Here is a 13,784-nt window from a genome sequence, read left to right on the forward strand (position 1 = left end):
CTTGTTGCTTATTTAAATGTATAGGGTTCAAACCAAAAAATGTGTAATAGGTTGTCCCTTCGTAAATTAACGTCACTCGATAGATTCCAAGTCTCCACGGGAATTCTTCATTTCGATTATATTGGAATAACCACGTTATACAATTTTCAAATTGTATCAAGGTGTTAAGAAAGTATGTTACCAAGAAAAAGTTCACGAGAGAAGTGAACTTTTTCTCTGGGTTGTTAAACAAACCTCATCCCTTTTTTGACCGCTTATCTTCCAAATAAAAACACGATTTTCTCCCTTACTTCGTCATCCTCACTAAAAATCCTGTCACATGTATAACATGCAAAAAGCACCAGGCTCCCCTGGTGCTCTGGTGCTAGCAACATGTTTGTTTGTTCTCTTTCTCTTCGCAGCAATCTTCCTTTTCTTCACAACAATCTTCTTTCTCCTCGCAACATGCGTCGTCTTTGACCTCAATGATTTGCACATTGCAACAATCTTTTTCTTTTTGCTCAAATAATTTTTTAAACATATGAATCTCCTCCATTTATATGATGTAAAACAAAAATCCTGATAAGGTCGCCATCGAGATGACCGAGGCGATGAACGCCCAAACGAGTTTCTTATGAAAAATGCTATGCAGTAGTGTAATCTCTGGTAAGCTTGCGCCCGCGGAGCTAATCATAAGCGCCATCATCGGACCGAGCGCCATCCCTTTCGCAAGAAGCATTTGCGAAATAGGTATCATCGTAGAGAGACGGATGTATAGAGGAATGCCGATGATTGCCGCAAGCGGAACAAGCCACCATGTATCACCTCCCATATAGGTTGAAATCCATTCCGTCGGCACAACGCCATGGATGAATGCGCCAATTCCGGCTCCTAACAATAAATACGGATATACCGTTTTCATGAGATGAAGCGTCTCATGCCACGCTTCTTTGAACGTCCGTTTTTTCCCGATATCCACGTTTCCTTTCACAATCACGCGTTTGACTGCACGTTCAAATCCGAACACTTCTAGCATAAAACCGATGAGAATCGAAAGTATCGCCGTCAATAGTGTATATACGGCGGCTACTTTGATGCCAAGCAATGCGGTCATTATCGTTAAAATCGTCGGGTCAAGTACAGGAGAAGCGAACAAAAAAATCATGACAAGCCCGAACCGAACGTTTTTGTTTAAGAGCGACACGACGACCGGGATGGTCGAACATGAACAAAATGGAGTCACAAATGCAAACATGACAGCAATGATTGCGCCAATGAGCGGATGGCGCTCTGCCAACAGCTGTTGCATGCGATCGTAAGGAATGTATCCCTCAATGAATTGAATAAAAAACGAAATAGCGAGAAAAAGCAACGTAAGCTCTAACGCTAAAAAGAAAAACGATTGTATCGTTTCCAAACGAATTCTCCCCTTTATTTGCAAAATGCAAGTATTTGTTCAAGCAATAGGCAAGATTTCTCTTGCCTTAAAACAACGGTTTGCAACAGACTGTTGATTTCGCCATGCATTCGTTCAACAACCGAATGGAGCGAAGAACCGTTTCACGTTCAAACTCGCTCATATGCGAAAATACTTCACCTAAATATTCGTTCACTTCTGCGTCAATTTTTGCTGTGACGTATTTTCCTTCGGGCGTTAACGATAAAATATAGACGCGTCGGTCTTGGGAATAAGGTGTTTTTTTCACTAAGTTCATTTTGACAAGCGTTTGAATTTGCCGGCTAAATGTTGTAATATCGATCGCTAACGCATCAGCCACTTGTTGCATCGATGGTTCGTTCATTCGGTCAATTTCGTATAAAATATAGCTTTGCACAAGCGATAATTCAACCCCACCAACAGTGCAACAATTTCGGTCTAACAACCCGAGACGTTTTGTCATCGTGTGGAATAGTTCGCGAACATTTTCCATTTCCTCACCTCTTGGCTTTATTATACGTTATTATTTGCATTTTGCAAATAAAAATTAAAAAATATTTTTCTCTTCGTTCATAATCCACCAGTTCGAACTAACATAAAGAGAAAAATAAAATATAGATAAATAAGATTAACGGAATAATTAAATTTTTTTGTGAAAACAGTTATTTTTGATTTGACAATATGTTCTTAATCATATTGCGAAATGATGAGAAAGTATTCGCAAAGGCGTTTGGCATGGATCAGAGTACATGTCGCATAAATGGCATGGACTGATAAACAATTTTATGAAAATCTTTATCGTTATTTGATGATTTTAATAAAATTGATAACCTAGTGTCACACGCTAGATAAATGAACAGAGCGGTTCTTTTCTCGAACCGCCCCTTCATTTATTATTCTACTTCTGGTTTTTCTGCTGTCACACCGACATCTTTCCACGTCAACTGCGAGCTTGGATCGACCGTGAAGTTTTTCACCCGATTGTTTACTGCATAAAGCGCCGAACGGTATAGTGTCGGAATTACCGGGACTTCCTCGTTCATTAATGCTTGCCATTCGTTGTAAATCTTTTTCCGGTATTCTTTATCAAACGCTTGTTCCGAATGCCCTTTTTCGAGTAGCTCATCATTTTTCTCGTTCACCCAACGCGAGTAGTTGAACATGACGTTTCGTCCATACAGTCCGTATGGGTCAACATCTGTTCCTGTTCCCCAAGCAGCAGCAAACACATCGACTTTCGGGTCGTCTTTTTCAACCATATCATAGAACGAGTTAAACTCCGCTAAGCGTCCGTCGACTAATTGAACGTCCAATCCGACATCTTTCCAACATTGCATATAAAATTTCGCTAACGGTTCGGCCACATCGGAGCCGCTCATCGCAAGGAAATGAATCGTAAGTTTCTTTCCGTTTGGATCTTCGCGAAGCCCATCGCCATCTTTATCTTTATACCCTGCCTCATCTAACAGCTTTTTCGCTTTTTCTGGGTCATACGAATAGCCTTTTGCCTCTTTATTATGGTAGCCAGGAAACGATGGTGGAATGAGCGTTGTCGCAGGGAAGCGCAGCCCATGATAAAGTTTCTCGCCGACTGACTTGTTATCAATCGCATATGCCATCGCTTGGCGCAATCGTTTGTCTTGGAATTTTGGATTGTCCATGACGTTTTCTTGCTTTTTCGCATCCCAATGCCCGAGCTTGAAGCCGATATAGTTGTAAGCTAAGTCGATTTTGCCAACGAATTGAATATTTTTCGTTCCTTTCGCACCTACATACTGATCGGTTGGAAATTCTGCAATGTCAATTTCGCCTTTTTTCAACGACTGAAGAACGACTTTCGGGCTGACGACTTTTACAATGACCCCTTTTAAGTTCGGCTTTCCGCCATAATAGTCATCGTTGCGCACCATTTCCACCGATTCTCCTGGGACAATTTTCTTCACTTTGAACGGTCCGAAACCGATCGGATTTTTACGAATTTTGTCTGATTGAGCCAATTGGTCAATTGGAATATCTTTCAAGTAATGTTTCGGCAGCGGATATGCCCAAATTCCGGTTAACACGGATGGATTCGCCTGTTTCCACGTAATCGTAAGCGTTTTTTCATCGACTACTTTAATGCCAGAAATCGTTGACGCTTTTCCGCTATGGTACTCCTCCATGCCGACAATACCTTGTATAAGCGCATCGCCATAACGCACCCCTGTATAATCTTTATGTCCGATGACTAAATACGCATACTCTAAATCTTCTGCCTTTACTGGCTCCCCGTCATGCCACTTCACGTTGTCTTTAATTTTAATTGTCATCGTTTTTTTGTCTGCGGAAAGCTCGTACGTGGCTGCCCCATCATTCGTAATCTCATAGTCTCCGTTTGTACGAAATAGCGCTTCATCAAAAAACTGCAAAATTTCCGCATCTGGCTGCCCTGTGTAAAATGCATAGTTGAGCGTCCCCTCAAATGGTGTATCTGACACTAACCCATAAGTAAGTACGCCGTCGACAATTTCCCCATCGTTTTTGACCGTCATCGGAAAATTGCTGATGTCTTCTTTTGGTGCAGTTTGCTCCGTCGGTTTTTTTGGATCGCTACTTGTCGAGTCGGTGCATGCGGACAATACGAGTGCCAGTCCAGCGAGCACGCTAAAAAACTTCCAATACCTTTTTTTCAATTCCATCTCCCCCTTTTATCCTAATCGTTGTCTTGCATCAGCCGCACGTTTTAACGCTTGGCCGATAAAATTTATACACAACATCATTACTAAAATAAGTACTGATGCTGGTAACCAAACCCACCATTTGTTTTGCAATACATCCGGATTTGTCGCATAGCTGACTAATGTCCCTAAGCTTGGCGTGCTTTCTGGGAGACCAAATCCTAAATAGCTTAGTCCTGACTCAATTCCGATATTGCCTGCAAGATTCAATGTTAAATTCACGATAATGATCGAGCTTAAGTTCGGTAATATTTCCCGAATGATAATTTTCCAATCGGGCGTGCCGAGCGTTTTTGAGGCGCTCACATAGTCCAACTCTCGTTCCGCTAACGTCTTTGCCCGAATGAGCCGCGCTTTACCTGTCCATAGAAAGGCACTCATAATCAAAATAAACGTAAACACGTTATATTTCGGAACGATTGCCACGAAAACAATAACTAGCATTAAAAAAGGCAAAATAAGGATAAAATCAATAATACGCATAATGATGTTATCAATTACTCCACCAAAATAACCTGCAATTAATCCGATTGTTAATCCGATTAATCCTGTCAGCAACGTAATGGCTAAACCGATCGTAAAAGAATTTCTCGCCCCAATAATGAGTTGTCCTAAAATATCCCTTCCACCATAGTCTGTTCCTAGCCAATGCTCGGCAGACGGCGGGGAGTAGATGGACAAAAGATCGACTTTGACGATTTCTTCTTGATCTAGTACAATGGAAGCCCCGTATACAATGAATAGAATGAGTGAAAGAAGCAAAAGAGAGCTAAGCGCTAGTTTATCTTTCACTACTTCCCGCCACAGAACAGAAAAGGGTGAATATTCTGTCTTTTTCATTTTTCCCCCTCCTCTAATCGATTCTTATCCGCGGATCAACAACACTTAAAATGATGTCCGATAACAATGTCCCGATTAATGTTGCAAGTCCTGAAATCATCACAAGTGCTGTCACGACGCTATAATCCCGCTGCATAATCGACTGAAGAAAAAGCTGACCGATACCTGGATAACTAAAAATAGATTCTAAAAAAACAGATCCGCCAATTAATCCGGTAATTTCATAGCCTAAAAAAGCGGCAATCGGTAAAAATGAGTTACGCAAAATATGACGCGAATAAATTTTCGCTTCTGGCACTCCTTTTGCCCGTGCCGTGCGGACAAAATCTTTTACTTTTGTGTCAATAATTTCACTACGCAAATATTGAATGATTCCGACCGTACTAATTAACGCACCAGATAAAGACGGCAATAAAAGATGATTAAGCTTACTTATGTAATAATCAAATGTCCCTTCTTCTAGCTGAATATCAACGCTACCGCCCGTTGGAAACCATCCGAGCTTAAACCCGAACAAAAAAAGCATGATGAGCGCAAAAATAAATAACGGGGTGGCAAAGCTAACATAGCTATATCCGACAATCAACTTATCTGCCCACGAATCTTGCCAACGACCGGAAATTACTCCTAGGGGGACGGCAATGGCGTATGTTAGCACTAAAATACACAACGAAAGCAAAATCGTATTCCACATTCTCCCTGCTAACAAGTCTGTCACAGGCTGTTGATGAACATATGATAATCCTAAATCTCCATGGAGTAAATTTTTTATCCAACGCGTATATTGAACATACAGAGGGTCGTTTAGCCCTAGTTTTTCTCTCATCTCTGCTAACGTTTGCGCATCCATTTTTGGATTGTTCGCTAGCTGGCCTGTTAAAGCGTCACCAGGCATCGCTTTGGCAAGCAGAAAAATAAGCACACTTAAAACAAATAGTTGTGGAATCATCATCATGATACGTCGCAATATAAATTTGACCATCCTCTCGACTTCCTCTCTTACGGGATCGCAACCGAATGAGTTTCGGAAATGCGTTTCAGTGGATATACTCTTCCTTCCGCATCAAAATAACGAGAATACAATTGTTCATAGTCTTTTTCGATTTGTTGTCGTAGTTTTTGCTGCTCTTGCCGTCTTAACGGGTCGGCGTTAGGAATAGACGCCAATAACCTTTTTGTATAAATATGTTTCGGATCGTGAAATATTTCGTCCTTCGTCCCTTCTTCGACAAATTGCCCGCGGTACATAATACCAATGCGATCACACATATGGCGAATAATTCCTAAATCATGGCTGATGAACAAATACGTCAGCTGAAACTCTTTTTGAATATCTTTCATGAAATTCAATACTTGCGCTTGAACAGACACGTCAAGCGCCGATACCGGTTCGTCAGCAATGATTAGCTTTGGATTGAGCGTGAGGGCACGGGCAATGCCAATACGCTGCCGTTGTCCGCCGGAAAATTCATGAGGATATTTATAGACGGAGTCCGAATGCAGCCCTACTTTTTCAATGAGACCTTGTACTTTTCGTTTTTCTTCTTGCGGAGATAGTTTTTCAAAATTACGCAACGGCTCCGCAACAATATCTAATACTCGTTTTCTTGGGTTAAGCGAAGAGTACGGGTCTTGGAAAATCATTTGTATGTCTTTTCGATATTGGACAAATTCACGGCGACTTAGTTTCGTCAAATCTTTCCCATCAAACAAAATTTCTCCTGCTGTCGCTTTCACTAGGCCAATAATTGTTCGCCCCGTTGTCGTTTTCCCGCATCCCGACTCCCCGACTAGTCCGTACGTTTCCCCTTTTTTCAATTCAAAGCTAATCCCATCGACCGCTTTTACATGCCCGATGACCTTACGAAAAAACCCACCGCGCACCGGATAATGCACTTTTAGTTGATTGACTCGGAGAAATGTCATGCCTTTTCCCCCCCATCGGGAAAGTAAAAATGTTGGTAACACGTGCAACGAACCCAATGGTTTGGTTCGACTTCGCGCAATATAGGATGTGGCTCATGTTTTGATTCATGAATCCAACTAATTCTGGATCGAAATCTGCAGCCAGTTCTCGGAAGTTTCGTCAATGGTGGAACAATCCCCTGAATCACATGAAGCGTTTCTTTTGGAGTTTGCAAGGAAGGGATGGACTGCAGTAACGAACGGGTATACGGGTGCAACGGGCGGGTAAATAGCGTATGTACATCCGCAAGCTCGACAATTTCGCCTGCATACATGACGGCGACCCGATCTGCCATTTCGGCAACTACCCCTAAGTCATGAGTAATTAAAAGAATGCCTGTGTTGAGTTGTTGCTGTAAGTTTTTTAATAGGCGAATAATTTGTGCTTGAATCGTGACATCTAACGCCGTCGTCGGTTCATCGGCGATGAGTAGCGCGGGATTACAAGCAATCGCAATGGCAATGACTATACGTTGTCTCATTCCTCCTGATAATTCATGAGGATAACGGTCATACGTTTGTGACGGATTTGAAATGCCAACTTGTTCAAGCAACTCTAGCGTCCGATTTCGTTTCTCAGCAGTAGATAGTGTGGTGTGATAGTCCATGCTTTCTTCAATTTGTTTGCCAACAGTCATAAGCGGATTTAACGCCGTCAGCGGATCTTGAAAAATCATGCCGATATCTTTTCCACGAATTTGATTTAATGCTTGTACCGATTGTGTTAAAAGATTTTTTCCTTTAAATACTACAGTTCCTTCTAATTTCGTCCGTTCCGGCGGATGTAATCCGATAATCGAAAGAGCGAGCGCGCTTTTTCCACATCCGGACTCTCCGACAATGGCAAGCACCTCGTTTTCGTGAACAGTTAGCGAAACATCATCCACCGCTGCATAATACTCATCTTGAATCCTGAAAGAAACTCGCAAACTTTCTATTTGTAACACTGATCGTTTCAACAAGCAGTCACCTCCTATTAGATAAACTGAAAATTATGTATTTTTATATAAAAATATATTATTACAATCTTTTTGTTATTTCAACATTTTTTGGATTTCCACCATAAGTTGTACTTGATAAGTAAAAACGACCATGGTCATGAAACGAAAAACTCTACTTTACTTCCACATTACTTTTTTTATATTGTTAAAAAAGAAGTACATATTTTGATGATAAAACTAAAAACAGAACTCCTTTTTTCTCGTTACAACAAATGCATGATCGCTACGAAAAAAGACAGAAGTCCACCGACTTCTGCCTTTCGTATTTATGCAATTTGGAGCGGCATGTTTTCTTTTAGGCCAAGCGTTTGAGCAGCGAGTGTTTGTACGTCGCGTAAAAGTGTTTCGTTTTTCATCAGCGACACGCCGTATGAAGGAATCATTTCTTTAATTTTTGGTTCCCATTGTTTCATCTCATTTGGGAAGCATTTTTCAATGACTTCAAGCATGACATGAACAGCCGTTGAAGCGCCTGGCGATGCACCGAGTAAAGCGGCAACGGAGCCGTCATGTGCGGCAACAACTTCCGTACCGAATTGAAGTGTTCCTTTGCCACCTGCTTCTGTATCTTTAATGACTTGCACGCGCTGACCAGCGATAATAACATCCCAATCTTCGCTTTTCGCATTCGGGATAAATTCGCGCAATTCTTCCATGCGTTGTTCTTTTGATAACATGACTTGTTCGATTAAATATTTTGTAAGCGCCATATTTTTCGCCCCTGCTGCAAGCATTGTCAGCACGTTGTGCGGTTTGACAGACGTAATTAAGTCGAATATCGAACCGTTCTTTAAAAACTTCGGTGAAAACCCAGCGAACGGTCCAAATAATAGCATTTTCTCATTGCCTATGAATCTCGTATCTAAATGCGGGACAGACATCGGCGGTGCACCAACTTTCGCTTTTCCGTACACTTTCGCATGATGTTGGGCAATGATATCCGGATTGTTGCACACCATAAATAGCCCGCTTACCGGGAATCCACCGATTCCTTTTCCTTCAGGGATGCCGGATTTTTGTAGTAAATGTAAGCTTCCGCCACCTGCACCGATAAAGACGAACTTCGCTGTATGGACTTCGACTTCGCCGGATGTGAGATTGCGTACCTTCACTTCCCATAAATTGTCGCTTGTCCGTTTCATATCCTCAACGTGATGTTTATAATATAAATTGACATGCTTATGTTCTAAATGTTCAAATAACATGCGCGTTAAAGCGCCAAAGTTCACATCGGTCCCTGACTCTATGCGCGTGGCAGCAATCGGTTCTGTGACGATGCGGTCTTCCATCATCAGCGGAATCCACTCTTCTAATTTTTGCGGATCATCAGAAAACTCCATCCCTTTAAATAACGGATGATTAGCCATCTGTTCAAAGCGCTTTCTCAAAAACGCGACGTTTTCTTCCCCTTGTACGAAACTCATATGTGGAATAGGCATAATAAAGTCCTTCGGGTCGCGAATGCGCTTGTTTTGAACAAGATAAGACCAAAATTGTAGCGACTCTTGAAATTGTTCGTTAATTTTAATCGCTTTGCTTATATCAATTGATCCGTCCGCTTTTTCTACTGTGTAGTTTAGTTCACAAAGTGCGGCATGACCGGTTCCGGCATTGTTCCATTCGTTCGAACTTTCATCTGCTGGTTGGTCTAACCTTTCAAATACCGCAATATCCCACTCTGGTGCTAATTCTTTTAACAATGTCCCTAAAGTCGCACTCATAATCCCCGCACCAATTAAAATGACATCTGTTTTCATCACTGGACCCCCTAAATCCCATCAATTCGATCAAAAACTTCTCCGCATTTATTATAACACATTTCAATTATAGTATGTCACTATTATTGTTTATTTTACAAACGTGGTTATATCGTTAAATCAAAAAGACTCTGCACTTTTATCTGTTCGACGAAAAGAAACAATATTCTTTTTTTAATGATTTTACAAAACAATTTGATATTTTACTAGCTTTATTTTTAAATCAAGCAACATCTCGCCAAAAATTTTTTCAGAAAATAAAAACACGAACTCAATGTCTCGTGTTATAATGAGTGAACAATATATTCGACATCTCTCGACATATATCGCCATAAGGAGATGAAAGAGATGATTTTTAATGATCATTTACTCAAAGTCGCAAGCAAGACGAACATCGATCGCTTGTACAAATTAAGTTGGGCAATCACGATCATAACGATCATATATTTTTTCCTTTCATTCATTGGGAGACTTGAAAACAAGCTTGTTTACAGTTATAACTCACTTCTTTTCATCATCATAGCAAACATATGCTTTGGAATGTTGTTTCTTTATATAAGTAGACAAAAAGCTGAGGGAACAAAAAAAGCATATGTCATCCAAGCGGCTTACTTCATGCTCCATCTCTTCCTTGGTGTTTTACTGAGCATACATGATCAATATATGAATGTACTTTGGATCAGTTGCATTGGAATGGGCGTGCTATTTCTCATCCCTCCACTAGTCGGGGGAATTATGTATGTACTAACATTTGTCTTATCCTCCATTGTCCTCTCTTCTCATGACGCGCCTACACTACTTGAATGGATCACACATGTTCCAATCCATATCGTCATTCCAGAAGGATTAGGTTTTGGAGTCTCCCTTATCGTTTGGAGGAATTACACAAAAAACTACAAACAACAACTACTGACAAATATAGAACAACAACAACTAGCAGAAAAAAACGCATCCCTTCAAGCTTTAGCTATCCAAGATCGCCTGACGGGTTTATTTAACCGTACTCACTTTGTAGATCTCGTTAATGCCTACTTAAAGGAATCAGATCACGAAGAAGCAACCATCTTAATCATCGACATTGATTTTTTTAAACATGTCAACGACCATTTCGGTCACCCTGCAGGAGATCAAGTACTAAAAGCTCTATCTGTCATCATTAAACAATATTTTCAACATCCAAATCTTTCAGCACGACTTGGCGGGGAAGAATTTATTGTTTTTCTACCTGAAACAAGCACAGAAAAAGCCCGAGACCTTTCTGAAACGTTGCGCGAAAACATCGAAAAGTGTCCATTTCAATACAAAGAACATACGATTCATATCACGGCAAGCTTCGGTATTGCTCAAGCCATTCATTCTTTCCAACATTGTTATCCGAAAGCCGATCAAGCACTTTATCTAGCAAAACAACTCGGAAGAAATCGTGTCGTTGTTTCAGTAATATAATAAAACGAACAAGGGCGCCCTTGTTCGTTTTATTCAGCCGGTGCTTCTTGCGTACGAATAAATTGATCGTAAAACGCAGCAAGCGATGTGTAGATGTATGGGACGAGCCATAAAAATCCGATACCAAACGTGAGGATTGAGAGAAGTCCCCAACCGACAAAGCTCAAATATAGTAAAAATAGCTTTCCTTTATACCCTTTCATTCGTTTTTTACTTTCGCTAATCGCTTGAAGTGCACTGTACTCTGGATGATCTTTTAATAAAAAGAACGTTTGTGAGTAAGATAACGATTTAATAATTCCCGGGATGATGAGCAATAAACTCCATAAAAAGACGAAAAGCCCGAATAAAAGCGAAGTACCAATCAGCTTTAAAGCTAATTTTCCGTTTTGATAAACAGTAAATAGCGGAGCGATACGAATAGGCTCATTGCGATACGCATCTAAAAACACCCAATACAAGACGACACTAAGCGGAATGAGTGCAAACGAAACGAACATGCTTACAATCGAGGCTGATGCCGGTACAGTTTCTTGGTAAAGCCACGCTTCCCACCCTCCACTAAACACAACCTCAACACCGAAAGGAACAACCATCGTTACAAGGGCATAAACAAGTATGAGAAGCACCGCACTACCCCATTTTCCTTTCAATGCTTTCCTTGCCTCACGCCTTAATGATGATAATGACATATAATAAAACCCTCCTCCTGTTCCATGATGCTTACCATATATTTTATGGCATCAATACTCATTCTAGCATACCTTCTACTCCTTTTATTTAAAAACAACATGAACTTCCTCTATTTCTTGTATATAATGGATGTATCAAACAAATTGGAGGGAATACACATGAAAAGTATAAAGCCTGGCCGTGGACCGTCCATGCAAGGATTTATTGGCAGTATCGCCACCATTTTATTCGGCATATTTTGGACGTTTATGACTTTTTCCATTACAAAAGAATCTCCAATTGCAGGAACACAAATCTTTCCTTTTTTCGGATTGATCGTTATTGGTATCGGTATTTTTCAGGCGGTATATCATTATAAAAACGCTACAGGGAAAGAACGGATGTCCATCGTCGATATCGTTGACGAAAATGAAGAAAAAGATCCGCTAAATGCTCGCTTCGCCCATCATGAAGAGGGGAAGTTTTGCCCTTACTGCGGAACAAACGTACAAACCGATTTTCGCTTTTGTCCATCTTGCGGAAAGGCATTATAAAACCGAGCATATCGCTCGGTTTTAATCATCTAAAATAAAAATTTTACCCTCTTTTTCCCTTTATAGACCGCATCAACCATACAGCACCAAAAACGAATACAGCAAAAACCCCAAGCAACGTGCCGAGCATCACGAGTTGAAATACAATGTCTCCAATGTACATAAAATCAACTCCTTTTCTTTCTATTATATTTTATTTTTCATATACGAGCCATGTTGGTTTGTTAATTTTTGCTGATAAATTGACGATTTTTTCTTTTACGCGACTTGCTTCTTTTCCTTGAAGCGGAATCGGCTGATAGTTGTTTCGCGTCGTGACAGATGAGATGCGAAATGGAATGATGCGAACCGTTGTTTTCGGCTGTTTTTGGCCGTTAACAAAATAAAATGTTTGTTGATAAACGAACGTATCTTTATCGCTCGGATTTTTATTGCCTCCAAACATAAAATTGCCCAAGCTATAAACGATCATTTTTCCTTTATATTGCTCTATTCCTTGAATGACGTGCGGATGATGACCAACGACAAGATCTGCTCCGCTATCGATCGCAAATCTCCCTAACGCTTTTTGCGTGTTATTTGGCACATAGCTTCGCTCGTCACCCCAATGGAAATGAACGAGAATGATTTGGACTCCTTGTTTTCGTAGGGAATTTATGTCGTTTGCAATTTGCTTTCGTACCGCTTTCGTATCGCTCCATCCTTTATAGCCGAGCGCACCAATTTTTACTCCTTTAACGGTCTTCACAAGCTGTACTCCGTTCCCAAAATATCCGACATTCGCTCGTTTTAACGTAGCAATCGTATCTATATATCCTTTTTGTCCATAGTCTAACGTATGATTATTCGCAAGATTGACCCCTTCAATGCTCGCGCGCGTTAAAACGTTGACATACGACGGATCGCCTCGAAAACGAAACTTTTTCTCCGCTTTTTGCGTTGCGTTTGTTAACGTTGTTTCCAAATTGACGGTTGTAAAATCATCTTGCTTAAAAATCGGTTCAATATATTTTGTAAAAAAAGCAAGGCCATTTTTTTTCGCTTCATGATCAAACGAGTATGTATAGCCATAGTTTTCATCGCGACCAAGCGTCACATCGCCAGCGGCGCTTAATGTAATGCTCGTTTCTCCTTGCGCCCAAGCTGGTTGGGCAAATAAAAACAGATAGACACATACAAAAATATATATGTTTCTCACTTCCCCACTCCCCTTTCATGTATTTCTTTTCTACAAATAGACGAAAAATCCTTTTTTATTTTGTTTTTTGATGATTCAGAACATAGTTTTATGAAAAAACAATAGACGGAATCATTTCTTTTGCCCTATCCGTCATGAAACGAACTAAGCACCACTAAGTAAAGCGCCAATAAACGCCCCAAACATCCAATCTATAACCATATCATATGTCATGATA

13 protein-coding genes are annotated in these 13,784 nt (G+C 40.6%); 2 read left to right on the plus strand and 11 right to left on the minus strand.

The window, feature by feature from the left end:
• Positions 1 to 364: 364 nt before the first annotated feature.
• The 9 genes from HNR63_RS08265 to HNR63_RS08305 form a co-directional block, all read right to left on the minus strand.
• The gene (locus tag HNR63_RS08265; RefSeq protein WP_181520429.1) at positions 365 to 520 is read right to left on the minus strand and encodes a hypothetical protein; all 156 of its coding nucleotides are present in this window, start codon (positions 518 to 520) and stop codon (positions 365 to 367) included.
• A 15-nt stretch (positions 521 to 535) separates the two neighbouring features.
• Positions 536 to 1,396, minus strand: a complete 861-nt coding sequence (locus HNR63_RS08270; protein WP_220127463.1) for a permease — start codon at positions 1,394 to 1,396, stop codon at positions 536 to 538.
• A 67-nt stretch (positions 1,397 to 1,463) separates the two neighbouring features.
• A complete protein-coding gene (locus tag HNR63_RS08275) occupies positions 1,464 to 1,910 on the minus strand; it encodes a MarR family winged helix-turn-helix transcriptional regulator (RefSeq protein ID WP_181520430.1) in 447 nt (148 codons plus the stop codon).
• Between the two features lie 400 nt (positions 1,911 to 2,310).
• Positions 2,311 to 4,095, minus strand: coding sequence for an oligopeptide ABC transporter substrate-binding protein (gene opp4A, locus HNR63_RS08280; RefSeq protein WP_181520431.1), 1,785 nt, complete (start codon positions 4,093 to 4,095; stop codon positions 2,311 to 2,313).
• A 9-nt stretch (positions 4,096 to 4,104) separates the two neighbouring features.
• Complete coding sequence (locus tag HNR63_RS08285; RefSeq protein WP_085789632.1) at positions 4,105 to 4,974, minus strand: ABC transporter permease; 870 nt, start codon at positions 4,972 to 4,974, stop codon at positions 4,105 to 4,107.
• Between the two features lie 13 nt (positions 4,975 to 4,987).
• On the minus strand, positions 4,988 to 5,956 hold the full coding sequence (gene opp4B, locus HNR63_RS08290) for an oligopeptide ABC transporter permease (protein ID WP_021095396.1): 969 nt from the start codon (positions 5,954 to 5,956) through the stop codon (positions 4,988 to 4,990).
• A gap of 17 nt (positions 5,957 to 5,973) precedes the next feature.
• Complete coding sequence (locus tag HNR63_RS08295) at positions 5,974 to 6,900, minus strand: ABC transporter ATP-binding protein (RefSeq protein ID WP_021095397.1); 927 nt, start codon at positions 6,898 to 6,900, stop codon at positions 5,974 to 5,976.
• Positions 6,897 to 7,901, minus strand: a complete 1,005-nt coding sequence (locus HNR63_RS08300; protein WP_181520432.1) for an ABC transporter ATP-binding protein — start codon at positions 7,899 to 7,901, stop codon at positions 6,897 to 6,899. Before HNR63_RS08300 ends, HNR63_RS08295 begins: the two co-directional genes overlap by 4 nt.
• A 305-nt stretch (positions 7,902 to 8,206) precedes the next feature.
• On the minus strand, positions 8,207 to 9,697 hold the full coding sequence (locus HNR63_RS08305) for a malate:quinone oxidoreductase (RefSeq protein ID WP_085789519.1): 1,491 nt from the start codon (positions 9,695 to 9,697) through the stop codon (positions 8,207 to 8,209).
• A 348-nt stretch (positions 9,698 to 10,045) separates the two neighbouring features.
• On the opposite strand from HNR63_RS08305, the gene HNR63_RS08310 reads away from it, so the two are divergent.
• Positions 10,046 to 11,143, plus strand: coding sequence for a GGDEF domain-containing protein (locus tag HNR63_RS08310; RefSeq protein WP_181520433.1), 1,098 nt, complete (start codon positions 10,046 to 10,048; stop codon positions 11,141 to 11,143).
• 29 nt (positions 11,144 to 11,172) lie between these two features.
• On the opposite strand, the gene HNR63_RS08315 is transcribed toward HNR63_RS08310, so the two are convergent.
• Positions 11,173 to 11,835 (minus strand): DUF975 family protein, encoded by a 663-nt coding sequence (locus HNR63_RS08315; RefSeq protein ID WP_181520434.1) that lies wholly within the window; start codon positions 11,833 to 11,835, stop codon positions 11,173 to 11,175.
• A gap of 159 nt (positions 11,836 to 11,994) precedes the next feature.
• On the opposite strand from HNR63_RS08315, the gene HNR63_RS08320 reads away from it, so the two are divergent.
• Positions 11,995 to 12,369: a zinc ribbon domain-containing protein gene (locus HNR63_RS08320; protein WP_042894122.1), complete on the plus strand. Its 375-nt coding sequence runs from the start codon at positions 11,995 to 11,997 to the stop codon at positions 12,367 to 12,369.
• Between the two features lie 193 nt (positions 12,370 to 12,562).
• On the opposite strand, the gene HNR63_RS08325 is transcribed toward HNR63_RS08320, so the two are convergent.
• Positions 12,563 to 13,558, minus strand: coding sequence for a CapA family protein (locus HNR63_RS08325; RefSeq protein ID WP_425485170.1), 996 nt, complete (start codon positions 13,556 to 13,558; stop codon positions 12,563 to 12,565).
• Positions 13,559 to 13,784: the final 226 nt, after the last annotated feature.

Source organism: Anoxybacillus ayderensis (assembly GCF_013761015.1).
In the GTDB taxonomy this organism is placed as follows: Bacteria; Bacillota; Bacilli; order Bacillales; family Anoxybacillaceae; genus Anoxybacillus; species Anoxybacillus ayderensis.